The organism is Chryseobacterium bernardetii (assembly GCF_003815975.1).
Classification (GTDB): Bacteria; Bacteroidota; Bacteroidia; order Flavobacteriales; family Weeksellaceae; genus Chryseobacterium; species Chryseobacterium bernardetii.
This window is the reverse complement of record NZ_CP033932.1, coordinates 291,771-308,104: the sequence shown is the minus strand read 5'-3', so window position 1 is coordinate 308,104 and position 16,334 is coordinate 291,771. Positions and strand designations below refer to the sequence as shown.

Sequence of the window (16,334 nt, the reverse complement as noted above, 5' to 3'; positions counted from 1 at the left end):
AAAATCTAAAAAAATTAAACAGTAAATTTTGGCGGATGCCAAATACTTCCGTAGTAATTGGAAATTAAGGTATAATCACGTATTGTGATTTTTTTAGTAATGAAAGCAACTCTAGGATGTCTGATTTCAAACGGTTTGAAATTATAATAAGTAATGCTAATACTGCAACAACTACAATAGCAAAAAGGACTACAATGATCGTCTTTATCTTGATTGTGATCGTGAGATTGCACTATTTCAGTTGTATTACTATTGTCCTCGCACCGATTATTCCCATCGCTGCAAGGCAACGATGAAAGCACCATCAAGTAAAAAGTCAATATTGTAATTATCCATCTCATTATGATGCAAATATAAAAAAATAATTCTTGCAATCGGATTGCAAAGTTCCATATCGTTTAATTGCATCTGTCACACCTTCTTGTAAGCGCTAAATTAACACATTCAAATTTAAAATTTTGAAGAATATTGATTTTAGGGATTTCTGCATCTGTAAGGAAAAAAGTTCGTTTACATTGTAAGCAATGAAAATGCGTATGTAGTTCTGAAGGATTGTACCTTCAACCTTGTTTGTCCTCTTTCCCTATCATACAAAAGCCACCCACTGCCAAACAATACCTCTGACTGCCACTTTCTTATAACGCTCTAATTTCTGAAACACCTTTGTCCCGAAAGTCCGCAAGGTGCGGGATAACAATAACAAATTAATGTGTTTCAATTATGGAAAAACAGAGAAAAAAAGTTTTACTGGCAGCCGTGGCTATGCTGTCAGGAATTGGTGCTTTCGCACAGGGAAACGGTACAGCAGGTATCAACGAGGCTACCCAAATGGTAACGTCTTATTTCGACCCCGCAACCCAATTAATCTACGCCATAGGTGCAGTAGTCGGGTTAATCGGAGGTGTTAAGGTGTACAATAAATTCAGCTCAGGCGACCCCGACACATCGAAGACTGCGGCAAGCTGGTTCGGTGCGTGTATCTTTTTAATCGTGGCAGCTACCATCCTGCGTTCATTCTTTCTTTAATCCTCTAGTTTATGAACAATTACAACATAAACAAAGGCATAGGAAGAACGGTGGAATTTAAGGGTCTGAAAGCGCAATACCTGTTCATTTTCGCTGGCGGACTACTCGGTACACTCATCTTCGTGATGATACTATATATGACTGGCGTAAACTCTTACATCTGCCTTTTTCTCGGAGCAGGCGGTGCTTCGCTGATTGTGTGGCAGACCTTTTCACTGAACAGGAAATACGGCGAACACGGATTAATGAAGATAGCCGCTAATAAAAGGCATCCTCGATACATCATCTGTCGCAAGCCTGTACACCTCTATTTAAAATTCACATCTAAACAGAATGCAGTATGAGAAATGTATCTAAAACAACAACGCTGGAAAATAAATTTCCTTTATTGGCGGTAGAAAACAACTGCATTCTTTCCAAAGATGCAGATATTACCGCCTGCTTTGAGGTTCGTTTGCCGGAACTGTTTACTGTAGCTTCTGCGGAATATGAAGCCATTCATTCCGCCTGGCATAAGGCTATCAAGACCTTGCCTGATTTTACAGTTATTCACAAACAGGATTGGTATATTAAGGAAAGCTATACGCCCAATTTGGCAATCGAAGACCAGAGCTTTTTATCGAAGTCTTACCAACGTCATTTTAATGAGCGATCGTTCCTAAACCATTACTGCTACCTCTTTTTAACCAAGACAACTAAAGAGCGTATGCGTATGCAAAGTAATTTTTCATCGCTTTGCAAAGGTTCGCTGATACCAAAGGAAATCAGGAACAAGGAAACGATACACCGCTTTATGGAAGCAGTGGCACAATTTGAACGTATCGTAAACGATAGCGGTTTTATAACCCTGCAACGTCTTACCGAAGATGACATTATCGGAACGGACGAAAAACAGGGATTATTGGAACAGTACCTTACGCTATCAAGGGAAGCTGGAACACCGATGCAGGACATCGCTCTCGGAACGGAAGAAGTCCGTATCGGGAACAAAAGGTTGAGCCTGCACACCTTGTCCGATACTGACGATTTACCCGGAACGGTATCGGCTGATACCCGTTTTGAAAAGCTATCTACCGACCGAAGTGATTGCCGTTTGTCATTCGCCGCACCTGTGGGCTTGTTGTTAAACTGCAACCACATTTACAACCAATATTTGTTTTTGGATAACAGCGAAGCCAATCTACAAAAGTTTGAGAAGTCCGCAAGGAATATGCACTCACTGGCTCGTTACAGTCGTGCCAACCAAATCAACAAAGAGTGGATAGAAAAGTACCTAAACGAAGCCCACAGTTTTGGGCTATCTTCTGTTCGTGCTCACTTCAACATTATGGCGTGGTCGGATGATCCGGCAGAACTGAAACAGCTAAAAAATGATTGTGGTAGTGCTTTAGCATTGATGGAATGTAAACCCAGACACAACACTACCGATGTAGCAACATTGTACTGGGCAGGAATACCGGGTAATGCAGGTGATTTTCCCGCAGAGGAAAGTTTTTACACCTTTATCGAACCTGCATTATGCTTCTTCACGGAAGAAACCAATTACCACAATTCGCCTTCGCCATTCGGTATCAAAATGGCTGACCGCCTGACCGGAAAGCCTATCCATTTGGATATATCGGATTTGCCTATGAAGCGTGGCATAATCACAAACCGGAACAAGTTTATACTCGGTCCATCGGGAAGTGGTAAATCGTTCTTCACAAACCATATGGTTAGGCAGTATTACGAGCAAGGCGCTCACGTTTTGCTTGTGGACACCGGAAATTCTTATCAAGGTTTGTGCGAACTCATTAAAGGTAAAACCAAAGGCGAAGACGGTGTTTACTTTACTTATACAGAAGACAACCCAATTGCCTTTAATCCTTTCTATACCGATGATGGCGTATTCGATATTGAGAAGCGTGAAAGTATCAAGACTTTGATACTGACACTCTGGAAACGTGATGATGAACCACCAACCCGTTCAGAAGAAGTAGCATTATCGAATGCTGTATCAGGCTATATCGAGCGCATCAAACAGGAAGATATTTATCCATCATTCAATGGCTTCTATGAGTATGTAAAAGGCGATTACCGCAAGGTACTCGAAGAAAAACAGGTAAGGGAAAAAGACTTTGACATTGCCAATTTCCTTAACGTACTCGAACCCTACTACAAGGGCGGTGAGTATGATTATTTGCTCAATTCCGATAAGCAGTTAGACCTGCTTTCCAAACGCTTTATTGTCTTTGAAATTGATGCGATAAAAGACCATAAAATCCTCTTTCCCATAGTTACCATTATCATTATGGAAGTCTTCATTAACAAGATGCGTAGGCTCAAAGGTATTCGCAAACTCATCTTAATTGAAGAGGCTTGGAAAGCGATTGCCAAAGAAGGAATGGCAGAATACATCAAGTATCTCTTTAAGACCGTCCGCAAATTCTTCGGAGAAGCGATTGTCGTAACGCAAGAGGTCGATGATATTATCCAATCGCCTATCGTCAAAGAAAGTATCATCAATAACTCTGACTGTAAAATCCTTTTAGACCAACGAAAGTATATGAACAAGTTTGATGATATACAGGCGATGTTGGGGCTTACAGATAAGGAAAAAGGGCAGGTACTTTCTATCAATATGAACAACGATGCAAGCCGACTTTACAAAGAGGTTTGGATAGGCTTAGGTGGTACGCACTCGGCAGTCTATGCCACCGAAGTTAGTTTGGAGGAATACCTTGCTTACACCACCGAAGAAACCGAAAAAATGGAAGTGATGCAGCTTGCTGCTGAACTGGACGGCAATGTAGAACTCGCCATCAAGCATATCGCAATGCAAAGGCGGGACAAAGTAAATCAATAGTCAATTAACAATTTAAAAATTCAGAAACAATGAAAAAAGTATTGTATCTGGTGTGTACGGCACTAATGCTCGCCGTAGCACCGTCAGCTAAAGCCCAATTTGTAGTAACTGACCCTGCAAATCTGGCATCAGGAATTATCAACAGTGCGAACGAAATCATACAGACTTCTTCCACCGTGAGCAATGTAGTAAAGAACTTCAACGAAGTAAAGAAAGTGTACGATCAGGGTAAGGAATATTACGACAAGCTAAAAGCTATCAACAACCTTGTGAAAGATGCCCGTAAAGTACAGCAAACCGTATTGTTGGTAGGTGATGTGTCCGAAATATATGTTCAGAACTTTGGAAAAATGATGAACGATCCCAATTTCACACCACAGGAATTGGTTGCAATCGGCAATGGTTATTCGGCACTGCTCAATGAAAGTACCGAACTGCTGAAAGAATTGAAGCAAATTATAACCTCTTCAAGCCTTTCGCTAAACGACAAAGAGCGTATGGATATTATTGATCGTGTGTACAAAGAGGTAAAGGATTACCACAGCCTTGTACGCTACTACACTAATAAGAACATTTCTGTAAGCTACCTAAGAGCGAAAAAGAAAAACGACGCACAGAGAGTTCTTGAACTCTACGGAACTTCTAACCAAAAATACTGGTAAAAATGGAATGGGATAATCTTCACGAACTCCTTCGTTCACTTTACGACGATATGATGCCGCTTGCAGGTGATATGGCGGCTGTGGCTAAAGGATTGGCGGGATTGGGTGCGTTGTTCTATGTAGCATTAAAGGTTTGGCAGGCTTTAAGCCGAGCCGAGCCTATCGATGTGTTTCCGTTACTGCGTCCATTCGCTCTGGGTCTTTGTATAATGTTCTTTCCAACCATCGTGTTGGGAACCATTAATGCAGTATTAAGCCCGGTAGTTACAGGAACTCACGCCATACTCGAAGACCAGGTGCTTGACCTCAACCAACTCCAGCAACAGAAAGACCAATTGGAATACGAAGCAATGGTACGAAATCCCGAAACCGCCTATATGGCATCAGACGAAGAGTTTGATAAAAAGCTGGATGAATTGGGCTGGTCGCCATCGGACGTTGGTACAATGGCAGGAATGTATATGGACAGGCAAGCCTACAAGATAGAGAAAGCAATAAAGGATTGGTTTCGCAATTTATTGGAAATACTCTTTCAGGCGGCGGCTTTAGTTATTGATACCATACGAACATTTTTCCTGATAGTCCTTTCGATACTGGGGCCAATAGCTTTTGCTATTTCCGTTTGGGACGGATTTCAGTCCACGCTCACACAGTGGATCACGAGATATGTCAGCGTATATCTCTGGCTTCCTGTTTCCGATTTGTTCAGCTCGATGCTGGCAAGAATACAATCCCTCATACTGGAAAGGGATATAGCAATGCTTGCCGACCCGACCTACATACCCGATACGAGCAATACGGTGTACATCATCTTTATGATTATCGGTATCGTTGGCTACTTCACAATTCCAACAGTAACAGGTTGGGTAATCCAAGCCGGAGGTGCAGGAAACTTTACTCGTAATGTAAATCAAACAGCGATGAAGGCAGGAAACCTTGCGGGTGCTGGTGCAGGATCTACAGTAGGAAACATCGGCGGTAAACTGATTAATAAATAACAATAAATCATTCAAAAAAATGGAATTTAAAACGCTAAGAAATATCGAAAACAGCTTTAGGCAGATAAGACTATATGCCATTGTGTTTGCGGTTCTCTGTATTGGCGTGGTAGGATATGCCGTATGGCAGTCCTACCGCTTTGCAGAAGAACAACGCCAAAAAATCTATGTATTGGATAACGGCAAATCTTTGATGCTTGCCTTATCGCAAGATGCAAGTATCAACCGACCTGTGGAAGCAAGGGAACACGTCAGACGTTTTCACGAGCTGTTTTTTACACTTGCTCCCGACAAAAACGCTATAGAAAGCAATATGAGCAGGGCATTCAATCTTGCCGACAAAAGTGCCTTCGACTACTATAAAGACTTGTCAGAAAAAGGCTATTACAGTCGTATTATATCAGGAAACGTACAGCAACGCATCGAAGTAGATAGTGTGGTCTGCAATTTCGATACCCATCCTTATGCGGTACGAACCTATGCAAAACAATTCATCATTCGGTCAAGCAATGTAACCAGACGTAACTTAATTACTTCCTGCTACCTAGTCAACTCCGTTCGCTCTGACAACAACCCACAAGGCTTCAATATCGAAAAATTTGCAGTCGTGGAAAACAGGGATATAGAAGTCATCGAACGCTAAAAAACAATCTTATGGAAACATTATCAGATTTAAACACGTTCGCAAAAATCCTTACAGAAAAAGGATATAACGGCTATTTTCATACGCAGGGTGCGTATGCCGGAAAGCTGAAAGAAAGTATCAGCGATTACCTTGAAAGCTGCCAAAAAGGTGCAGATACTTTGCCTAAACAAGACTTGTTGTTGACAGGCTACCTACAATGGTCGGGAGAAGACAAGCCAAGTGTAGAATGCAGTATGTGGGTAAATTATCTGAACGGCAAATTCTCACTCAACAGAATGGAGGTGGCAAGAAAAGACCAATTTGGGCAATTGCTAAAAAAATCGGAACTGACAAACCTCTCTTTAATAGTCGTACCCAATGCAGTTGAGGTTATTGCTTTGGTTAATGATGAACAAAAGCAAAATGTGGGTAAAATCTCCAAGCGGTTCAAGCTCTAACATCATCATAAAAAATTAAGAGTATGAAAAAACTAAGAGCAAATATGGATAGGTATTTTGATAAGCTCGACGAACGTTGGCAGGCATTGCCAGTGCGCAAACAGCACCAATATACCCTGTACTTTTTTGTGGGATATCTACTGCTTACCGCAGGTGTAATTTTCAAAGTCTGGTACGATACCTCAAAGTCTGGAAACGATATGATCATAGAGCATATCGAAAATCCTGTCCTCAAAAAAAATGGAAGTCCTGCAAGATTGCAGGATAGTGTATCAACAATTTTAAAAAATCAAATTTATGAAAGAAAATGAGAACAAAAAATCGGTTGTTCGGGTAACGGAGGGGAACTCGACAGCAACTGCTGATGTGTTGCAAGACGGCACACAGAATAATAAGGAGAAGCTCAAAAAGCCCTTAATTTTCGGCTTAATGGCGATTGTTTTCGTGGGTTGTATGTACCTCATATTTAAACCATCCGAAGACAAAAAGACAATTGAAAATGTAGGGCTGAACGATGCGGTACCAGAGGCTACTGGAACTGGAATGCCTGCAGACAAAGGCAAGGCGTATGAACAGGAAATGCTCGAACGCAAAGAGCAGGAAAAACGCAATGCATTGGCTACACTTTCAGACTACTGGAATACAGAAGACAAAGAAGAGCCAACCGACGAACCGTTTAATGAAGAAGAGGAAAACAACAGCTTTGGCGGTAGTGGGAGAAATTCGGCAAGAAGCAGTAACCCTGCTTTGAACAGCTATCGAAATAGCCAAAGCGCATTGAGTTCCTTTTATCAAGATGATAACGCTGAAACAATGGAACTGCGTAAGCAGGTGGACGAATTGAAAGAAAAATTATCAGAAAAGGATGTGCCACCTGTGGCCACAGTTGATGACCAATTGAAGCTAATGGAGAAATCCTATGAAATGGCAGCAAAGTATCTGCCAAAAAATGCGAATACCGAAAATTCAACACCTGCTAATGGTGCTGTTCCGGATGCTGTTAGTGCTATGGCTACTAACCAAAAAGAGCATTTTGTATCGTTCACATCAGCAAGAAAAAATACAGTATCAGCCCTTTACCGTGAACCATCGGACAGTGCTTTTTTAGCGGATTGGAGCGAAACAAAGAACCGTGGGTTTTATACCGCTGGTTCTTTGGAACAAATGGCACAACCCAAAAACAGTATCAAAGCCTGTGTACACGATGCCCAAACAGTAGTTGGCGAAACAGGTGTGCGTTTACGATTATTAGAGCCTGCAAAAACACCGAGCCGTACCATTCCAAAAGGAACGATTTTAACGGCTAATGCGAAATTTCAGGGAGGGCGTTTACAACTAAAAGTTACCTCGATAGAACTGGAGGGCAATATCATCCCGGTAGATATAACCATTTACGATTTGGACGGACAGCAAGGCTTGTACGTTCCGTATTCGCCCGAAATGAATGCCCTTACCGAAATGGCAGGCAATATGAGCCAGACAGGCGGAACAAGCGTAATGCTCACGCAAAATGCTGGACAGCAGGTTGCCGCAGACCTTAGTCGTGGTGTGGTACAGGGAATTTCGGGCTATTTTGCTAAAAAGGTAAGAACCCCAAAAGTTACGCTGAAAGCAGGACATCAGGTCTTCCTTGTATCTAAACAATAATGTTGAATTCAAACAAATAAAACAATGAAAAATATTTTAAAAACCTTTTGGACAATTGCCCTCATACTCGGCTTTGCCGTACAATCTTTTGCACAAGACAGCATCAGAACTCCGCTTGCATTAGGCAAGATAGAACCGTATAAAATGGAAGTTACCTACGATAAAACTTCGCACTTGATTTTTCCGACCGCTATCCGTTATGTGGATTTGGGAAGCGAATATCTGATTGCAGGAAAAGCAGAAGATGCGGAAAATGTTTTGCGTGTAAAAGCATCTGTAAGGGATTTCGAACCTGAAACCAATTTTTCGGTCATTACCAATGATGGACGTTTTTACAGTTTCAATGTATATTACAGTTCCTATCCCGAGGCATTGAGTTATGACCTGCTCACAATGCAAAAGGCAGTAGACAAAGCTAACGGTAACGATGTGCTTTTTGAAGAATTGGGCAATAATTCGCCTTCACTGGCAGGATTGCTTTTGGAAACGATTTACAAAAATGATAAGCGTATTGTAAAGCACATTGGGGCAAAAAGCTTCGGCATACAGTTTATTTTGAAAGGTATTTATATCCACAACGGCAAATACTATTTCCATACGGAATTGAGAAATAAAACCAATGTGCCTTTCCAGATTGATTTTATCAATTTCAAAGTAGTAGATAAAAAGGTAGCCAAACGTACTGTAGTACAAGAACGCCCTATGATACCACTTAGAACATACAAACCTTTGGACGAGATTGGCGGAAAACTAACCGAACAAAACGTATTCCTGCTAGACCAATTTACCATTGCCGATGACAAGGTACTGTTGATTGAGATTTTCGAGAAGAACGGTGGCAGACATCAAACTTTGCAGGTCGAAAATTCAGACTTAATCAAAGCTCGTTTGATAAACGATATGCACCTAAAATTTTAATAACATTTTAATGCAATAATATGAAAAAGTATATCTATACCGTGATGTTCATTTTGATGGCCATCACGGTTACACAGGCACAAAGAATGCTCCCAAAACAGAAAGGACTGGAAGTAAGTACAGGTGTAGTATCCAACGATAAAATTGGTAATGATTATTACCTCAATATTGGAATGACCGTGAACGGTAAACATGGTAACTACCAGCTTTGGGCGTTGGAATACACGCACCAATACCACGACTACAAAGACCTCCGCATACCGCAGGAAACCTATACAGCCGAAGGTGGTTACAGTTTCTTTCTCTTGGGCGATGCCCGTAAAAACATTACGCTGAACTTCGGGATAACAGGTGTGGTCGGTTATGAAAGTATCAATCGTGGCGAAGCGATGTTGTATGACGGAGCAAAGATTTTGAGTGAAGACAATTTCATTTACGGAGCTGGTGGACGGCTAACTTTGGAAACGTACCTATCAGACCGATTTGTGTTGGTGCTACAAGGACGCACAAAAGTCTTTTGGGGTACAGATTTGGAACAGTTCCGACCATCAGCAGGTATGGGGTTAAGGTTTAATTTTTAAAACGTAAAAACGATGATAGCAATATTCAATAAATTCAGAATAGGATTAAGCTCAATATATGTATTGCTGGCAATCCTCACAGCTTCGGTAATTTTAGTATCTTGTAGCAAAGATGATGAACTCGAAATACAGAACGATTTTCCTTTCGAGGTAAACGTGATGCCTGTTCCCAAAGATATAGTCAATGGGCAGACGGTAGAAATACGCATTGCCATACAGCGAACAGGCAATTATAGCAACACACAGTATTTTCTTCGCTATTTCCAATTTGACGGACAAGGCACATTGCGGTATTACGATGAGCAACCATATTTACCAAACGATTTGTACCCGTTACCGACAGATCAGTTTCGCTTATACTACACTTCAACATCTGCCGTGTCACAATCTTTTGAGGTTTGGATTTCCGACAGCTTTGGCAACGAAAGAAAGATAAGTTTTCAGTTTAACAGTAGTGATTAAGGAGTTAAAACCTGCCAATCGGGCAGGTTTTTTTTATACCTTTACGCTTATGAAAGTGGAGATAAGAAAAGAAGTAAAGGAAGATTTCGGAACTGTTTTTGAGCTGATAAAAAATGCTTTTGAGAAAGAGGAATATAGCGACCACAAAGAGCAATATTTAGTCGAAAGTTTAAGAAGTTCCGATGCGTTCGTTCCTGAATTGTCGCTCATTGCAGAAGTGAACAATCAGATTGTCGGTTATATATTGCTTACCAAAATCAATATCATAGATGCCGATAGGAAAATAAATACCTCACTTGCTATGGCTCCGGTTGCTGTGTTACCGGAATTTCAAGGCAACGGTATCGGTGCAAAACTGATTGAAGCCGCACATCATAAAGCGAAAGAATTAGGATTTGGTTCTGTGGTATTGTTAGGACACGAAAATTATTATCCAAAGTTCGGTTATAAACTGACAAAAGAATTTGGAATTAAGTTGCCATTTGATGTTCCCGATGCCAACTGTATGGCAATTGAACTAACTGAAAATGCTTTACTAAATATCAGTGGTATTGTTCAATATCCAAAAGAGTTTGAAATTGAATAGAGGGACAAATATTTTTCATAAATTCAAAGAGTAGAATATAATAGCTTATTGTTATGGTTGCATCATTGGTTATAGGGATAATATTTTTGGTTGCAGGTTTAGGACTTCGCTATTGGCTTAACCGACGAAAGTTTTACAGGCGTGGTCCGATGGGAGCCGAAGGTTTTTCATCTTATGAAAGTTCGGTTTTCATTAAATTTATTGAAAAGGTTGGTAAATGGATAGCTTATGGATTGATTATATTTGGACTTTTATCACTTTGGGTTTATTCTCGTGAGAAAAAAGATAGGGAAATCCAAAACATGGAAATCCAGAAACAGAATTAATCATTTTTAAATGACAAAATCCTTTGATGACATAACCTTGCGAAATATATCTGACATTATATCAAATCTATTAACGCATACAAAAATCACAGAACATTTAGCTGGTGCTAATATTTCTCAATCGCAAATTGGTACAAACAAAACCGACAGACTTTTTTATGCATTAAAAGAAAAGCAAATACAAGACAATTGTGGAAATAATGTATTGGCATTTGTAGTTAGGTTATTAAATCCTAAAAGATATAATTCCGAAGACGAATTTGAAAGAGACAGAACAACTATCAATGAAAAATTAGTTTACGAAGGGATAGAAATTGATAAAACCGGACAACCCCGACTAGTTGAAAAGGCTAAAACCATTTCAGAAGCTAAAAGCAGGTCACTTAAAATCAAAGAAAAAGTACACGGTATCGGAGTTCATTCAGAAATTTTACCATACTGCGAAGCCGAATGGCTGAAAGAAAATTATTTTCACTCTATACTAGAAATCACAAAAAGTGTTGCGGAAAGACTTAGGCAGAAAAGTGGCTATACTTCAGATGGAGCAGATCTGGTTGATGATTGTTTTGCTTTAGGAAAAGACAAAAGACCTATGCTTGCTTTTAATATGCTGAATAATCCAAGCGAAGAAAGTGAGCATAAGGGTTTCGGCAACTTCTGTAAAGGATTTTTTTCTATGTACCGAAATCCAAAAGCGCATAACCCGAAAATATTAGAAGACACTCAACTTTCAGAAATGACTGAAGTATTGGTTGTAGCTACAATTATTCATAACAAACTTGATAACACTTACAAAACAGGACTTAAATAGCGCAAATCGGATAACCCAAAAGTTATCCGATTTTTTAACTTACAAATCGGTGCATATAAAAGATGAGAGTTTTAGAGGTAAATAAATTTCGTCTGGACTGTGTTTTATGTAATCTTCTTTATCATAGTCCCACATAAAGCCAGGTCTGATTAAAGTAAAATCGTTTGTTTTATTTACGTACTGAACGTAGCTATAACCCCAAGGCGATTTGTAAATAATTTGCCCGTTAACTGCTGATGCATCAAAGTTCTTATCTTCAATCTGTTCAATCACTTTTATAAACGAAGGACATAGTCTTTCGTAAAATATCTCTAAGTTTTTTTCAAATCCCTTTGTTCTGTTTTTCAGCTCGGAAATTCTAATATTAATTTTGGATTTTAATTCTACAAAATTGCTATTGAAATCATCTACATTCCTACAACCTAAATAATGAAGTGCATTTAAAGCCATAGTAAAAAAGTAATGTAATTCATCATCTTTCCATCGATTGTTAATTAAGCAAACAATTGTATTTATGAGTGCCTCTTTTTTTAGTTCCTCGATTTTCTTTTTTGTATAGTCAAATTCATACGCTTTAAATCCGCTTCTTGCCAGCATCAAAAAGTCGCCAATTAAGTTTAAACAACAACCCTTTACATTGTTATTGTCATAATCGTCTACAAATGGTAAATAACTGAAAAAATGGTGCGTGTCTTGTTCGTCATACTTTGCAGATTTCCCTCCGTATTCACTTATCAACTCAAGAGCGATTAAATATTTAGTCAAATCTGTAAGTGTAGGCCTATATGTTTTTGGTCGACTATTCCCATAGAGAATTTCTTGTTGGTAATTGTAAAGGTTATCAAAGTAGTTCATCAACTTTCTTTTTTCAGATTTAAGAATGACAAAAGAGAGGTTACGAACCGTTGCCACTTCTCCTTCCTCATTTCCATTTATGTTGCCTAAATCGTCTTCTTGCTCATCAATACTTATATCAGCTTGTTTATTTGTTGAAATTCCATTTAAATTGATGAACTTCAAAACATCTAAAACACGTAGGGAAAGAGAAGAGAGTAGAAGGTTTTTTTCAAATCCAGAATTTTCTATTGCTTTATAGGAAGAGAGATCGTAAAGTTTTTCAGGTTCTTTGTCATCATTCAGCTTTGTAAACGTGCTTCTCCTACTATCTAAAAAGCTGGCTCCTGTTTCATTTTCTGTTTCATCAAAGATTGCATAATGCAACAAGTCGAGAACTTTGCTCAGCTCTCCATTTTGGATTTCGCTATAAATTTTTTCAATTTCCTCTGTCTTTGGATTAGGATGCGTTTTTGCCAAGAGGAAATAATCTGAAATCAAAAGTTTATTAGAGATAATCTCTTCACTAATATTTGTCAATTGCACATATTGGAAAGTGCCTAATTCTAAATTGAGTTTTGTTTTTAGTTCTTTCTCATAATTTGAGAATGTTTTGGAATACAAAAATCGGTTTTGTTTATCGAAGAAAACAACCTTAAATTCATCGGTATAGGTGCCATTGGAATGAAGTATAAATTCATCATAAATCAACTCTGCCGATAGCAGTTGTAGTTTAAATTGATTATTCTCGATTATAGTTTCATAAATTGATTTACTTGTAGTCGTTGTAAATTCATCAAGGGTTTTACTATTGCTTGTTTTCAGTTTTATGCCTAATTGATTTAACAGTCCACCTTTTTCTGACTGAATAAGAAGTGAAACTTCTGCATTTGAATTTTTGCCCAATAATCCCAATCCTGCAGGTGTAATATTGGCACTACCGAACAAGCAAAACTCTTTTCCATTTTTTGTCTTGAAATGAATAATCTTCCCGTGAAGTTTTGATTTTGAGTTTCCAGATTTTGCATATTGGATTTTGCTTACGCCTGCATCACACCAATCGTAAAATGTAAACGCTTTGCTCACTTGCATTGCAGAAGGGATTAAACCACTTTCATCCAATATGACTTTTACTATGGCTGAAGGAAAAAGAGAATTAAGTTCTTGCAATACTTTCCCATTTTTGTCATAATATGGAGAAATGGTAGTTATTTCTACTACTTTCTCATTGCTAAGATGTTTTAAAAGTTCGTTCCAAATAGAAGTTGTTTCAGTATTAAACAGGAAAGCAACCTTCTCTTTTTGCGACGTTTCGAAAAATTGAAATGGTTTTGTCTTTGGCAATTCATTCAGCCATTTAGAATGTTCAAGTATCCATTTTGTAGTTTTTTCATTCATCTGTCCTTTAACTGACGATGAAAGAGTTGATAGATAATCCCAAGCTGACGAAAAGACTGATGAATTTTCGGTTGAACGAATATCAAAATGAAATGCTCCCCAAATCTCATCATTGTTGCCATTTCCAGAATTTGTAAGGTTTCCAGAACCAACAATAAGCAATCCTTCTTTTTCACCAAACAACATCCAAATTTTTGGATGGAATACTGACTTTTGAAAAACAGGATAAAGTGAATAACCGGCAGAAAGTTGCATTTCTTCTCCTGTCACTTGTTGCATTAACTCTGAATAATAATGTCCATCAATAAAAACGTTGATGTTTCTCACGCCACAAGAACGCAACCATTTCATTGCTTTCATTTCAAAAAAATAAAAGTCAAAGCTGAAGGTAGTAAGAATTGCAGAATGATATCTTCTGCTTCCTATCAATGTTAGTATGTTTTCTCTTTCTAGTATCATCAGTCAACCAAAAGTTTCTTATGTAATTGCGATAAAATCCTTTGGTCGTTGATTACCTGCAAATCAAACATTATGTTTTGCAAGGCGTTCATTCTTGGCGATGTGTTTCTTGGAGGAAATGTATCTATGAAACGGATGTATTGTTCCTCAATAAAAAATTTGTGAGTAGCCTGTGAGCCGTTGCCCATTTTTCTGAGTGCAACCATTGAGTGCCTGTAAATAATTTTGCGTAAAATAAATTGTTCAACAAAATCTTGAAGTGTATCGTTTTCTGCTGTGTGAACTGTCAAGATACCATCAACCATATTCCCATCCCTTTCTATCTTTTTTCTGCTCATAAATTCTTTCAATGGATGAAGTTGCTCTCTATTATTTTTGAATATTTGAAGCAAAAGAATAAAGCCATATTTTGCTACTATAACAGGGTCGTTTGTTCCATCAATTTCCTTTTTGATGTTTTCCTCATCTTCTGTGTCAGGGATTAACTCCAAAATTTCTGCAAGTGAACTTGTTGGCTCTGTAGCTTGCTTTAGCTCTTTGCATATTTCATTTGTAATACTGCTTGAAAATTTCTTTACAAACAATGGTAGATATTGGTCTTGTTGGAAATCGTAAAGATGTTGTAATACAGCCCAAAATATTGTTCCGCAACTGTACTGCCAATACTCATTTAATTGATAGCAGTACCAACCAATATTAGTTTCCGTTTCAGGATAACCATTTGTTCCCAATTTCTTTCGGTAACTTTCCAATAGAAATCTATACCAGTCGTAATTATTTTCATTTTTAACAGCTGTATTTAAGAGCGACAAAATTGTTTCCCTTCTGTGAAAAGTAAAACGTTCTTCCATTTCTTGACTTGGATCGTCTTTGTCCAAAAGCATTTCTACATATAGTTGCCATTCGGCATTTTCTGTTTGTATCGTATCAATCGCAAAATACTTTATCAGTTCTGAAATATCATCTTGGTAGAGTTTTCCTTTTTTGATATTAATATAAAATAACTCTTTTATTTGTGGTGACAATGATCCTTCAAAAGCCTCGGCTAATTGTTCCCCAGAAACTTTTTGTCTTGGGTGTGGTTTACTAATGTTGTAAATAACATCTCCATCATCATTTATTGCTGTAATAATTAAGGAAAGTGCCTGCATTGCTCCGTAATAATATTGTCCGAATGCACCGGATGGATATTTCCAATAAACATTTTTATCGGTATTGTCCTTGTCTGCTCCTTCGGCTAAGTCAAAATAAGTTTCCTCAGCTGTATTTATTAGGTTAGAAGCAAAGTTACTTCCTGTTATCTGTTGAACTCCTTTACGCTCGCTTTGCATAATTATGGCAATCATCAATTCAGCTCTGCGGATAAAACGATATTGTTCTTTTGAGTTGCCTTTCTTCTCGGTCTTGAAATAGAAGTCTAAAAGCCAACAATAAAACCCATAATAACGGAGACGATTAGTCAAATTGGAAATTCCAGGCAACATAGTGGCGTAAGTCGCTTCTGAGGTTGTTTGAAGGCCTAACGGGTCAAGTCCAGTGATTAGATTTATTGATGCTCCCCAAAACGGATAATTTGAATTGCCTTTTTGTAATACTGCCATTTAAAATTAATTTATCAGTAACCTATATTCTTCAAATTTACAAAATAAACTATCTTGAAATTTATATCGTGGCGACAAATACTGCCTTTCAACGCCA

18 protein-coding genes are annotated in these 16,334 nt (G+C 38.5%); 15 read left to right on the top strand and 3 right to left on the bottom strand.

The features are described 5' to 3' along the window. Positions 1-14: 14 nt before the first annotated feature. Positions 15-305, bottom strand: coding sequence for a DUF6660 family protein (locus EG339_RS24735; protein ID WP_394343424.1), 291 nt, complete (start codon positions 303-305; stop codon positions 15-17). Between the two features lie 415 nt (positions 306-720). Here EG339_RS24735 and EG339_RS01440 point away from each other — a divergent pair, with 415 nt between their 5' ends. From EG339_RS01440 to EG339_RS01370, 15 genes are read left to right on the top strand one after another with little or no spacing between them, the layout of a single operon-like run. Then, positions 721-1,026 (top strand): DUF4134 domain-containing protein, encoded by a 306-nt coding sequence (locus EG339_RS01440; RefSeq protein ID WP_026706465.1) that lies wholly within the window; start codon positions 721-723, stop codon positions 1,024-1,026. Between the two features lie 11 nt (positions 1,027-1,037). Continuing rightward, positions 1,038-1,370: a DUF4133 domain-containing protein gene (locus tag EG339_RS01435; protein WP_123868535.1), complete on the top strand. Its 333-nt coding sequence runs from the start codon at positions 1,038-1,040 to the stop codon at positions 1,368-1,370. Beyond that, complete coding sequence (locus tag EG339_RS01430) at positions 1,367-3,871, top strand: TraG family conjugative transposon ATPase (RefSeq protein WP_123868534.1); 2,505 nt, start codon at positions 1,367-1,369, stop codon at positions 3,869-3,871. The genes EG339_RS01435 and EG339_RS01430 overlap by 4 nt, the downstream gene beginning before the upstream one ends. A gap of 29 nt (positions 3,872-3,900) precedes the next feature. Further along, entirely contained in the window at positions 3,901-4,533 is a 633-nt protein-coding gene (locus EG339_RS01425) for a DUF4141 domain-containing protein (RefSeq protein ID WP_002978253.1), read from the top strand. Between the two features lie 2 nt (positions 4,534-4,535). Beyond that, a complete protein-coding gene (traJ, locus tag EG339_RS01420; protein WP_059136909.1) occupies positions 4,536-5,531 on the top strand; it encodes a conjugative transposon protein TraJ in 996 nt (331 codons plus the stop codon). Between the two features lie 19 nt (positions 5,532-5,550). Beyond that, entirely contained in the window at positions 5,551-6,174 is a 624-nt protein-coding gene (gene traK / locus EG339_RS01415) for a conjugative transposon protein TraK (RefSeq protein ID WP_002978256.1), read from the top strand. Positions 6,175-6,185: 11 nt separating this feature from the next. Continuing rightward, positions 6,186-6,614, top strand: a complete 429-nt coding sequence (locus EG339_RS01410; RefSeq protein WP_002978258.1) for a hypothetical protein — start codon at positions 6,186-6,188, stop codon at positions 6,612-6,614. A gap of 23 nt (positions 6,615-6,637) precedes the next feature. Beyond that, entirely contained in the window at positions 6,638-6,925 is a 288-nt protein-coding gene (locus tag EG339_RS01405) for a hypothetical protein (protein WP_002978260.1), read from the top strand. Next, positions 6,912-8,261, top strand: a complete 1,350-nt coding sequence (traM, locus tag EG339_RS01400) for a conjugative transposon protein TraM (protein WP_002978262.1) — start codon at positions 6,912-6,914, stop codon at positions 8,259-8,261. Before EG339_RS01405 ends, traM begins: the two co-directional genes overlap by 14 nt. Positions 8,262-8,285: 24 nt before the next feature. Then, a complete protein-coding gene (gene traN, locus EG339_RS01395) occupies positions 8,286-9,179 on the top strand; it encodes a conjugative transposon protein TraN (RefSeq protein ID WP_002978264.1) in 894 nt (297 codons plus the stop codon). 20 nt (positions 9,180-9,199) lie between these two features. After that, complete coding sequence (locus EG339_RS01390; RefSeq protein WP_002978267.1) at positions 9,200-9,760, top strand: conjugal transfer protein TraO; 561 nt, start codon at positions 9,200-9,202, stop codon at positions 9,758-9,760. A 12-nt stretch (positions 9,761-9,772) separates the two neighbouring features. Next, positions 9,773-10,222 (top strand): DUF3872 domain-containing protein, encoded by a 450-nt coding sequence (locus EG339_RS01385; RefSeq protein WP_002978269.1) that lies wholly within the window; start codon positions 9,773-9,775, stop codon positions 10,220-10,222. Positions 10,223-10,271: 49 nt separating this feature from the next. Then, complete coding sequence (locus EG339_RS01380; protein WP_185097070.1) at positions 10,272-10,808, top strand: GNAT family N-acetyltransferase; 537 nt, start codon at positions 10,272-10,274, stop codon at positions 10,806-10,808. A gap of 53 nt (positions 10,809-10,861) precedes the next feature. Further along, the gene (locus EG339_RS01375; protein WP_002978274.1) at positions 10,862-11,134 is read left to right on the top strand and encodes a molybdenum ABC transporter permease; all 273 of its coding nucleotides are present in this window, start codon (positions 10,862-10,864) and stop codon (positions 11,132-11,134) included. Between the two features lie 10 nt (positions 11,135-11,144). Then, a complete protein-coding gene (locus tag EG339_RS01370; RefSeq protein WP_002978276.1) occupies positions 11,145-11,945 on the top strand; it encodes a TIGR02391 family protein in 801 nt (266 codons plus the stop codon). Between the two features lie 39 nt (positions 11,946-11,984). Here EG339_RS01370 and EG339_RS01365 read toward each other — a convergent pair whose 3' ends face one another. Continuing rightward, complete coding sequence (locus EG339_RS01365; protein WP_002978278.1) at positions 11,985-14,636, bottom strand: phospholipase D-like domain-containing protein; 2,652 nt, start codon at positions 14,634-14,636, stop codon at positions 11,985-11,987. Beyond that, on the bottom strand, positions 14,636-16,237 hold the full coding sequence (locus tag EG339_RS01360; RefSeq protein ID WP_002978280.1) for a hypothetical protein: 1,602 nt from the start codon (positions 16,235-16,237) through the stop codon (positions 14,636-14,638). Before EG339_RS01360 ends, EG339_RS01365 begins: the two co-directional genes overlap by 1 nt. Positions 16,238-16,334: the final 97 nt, after the last annotated feature.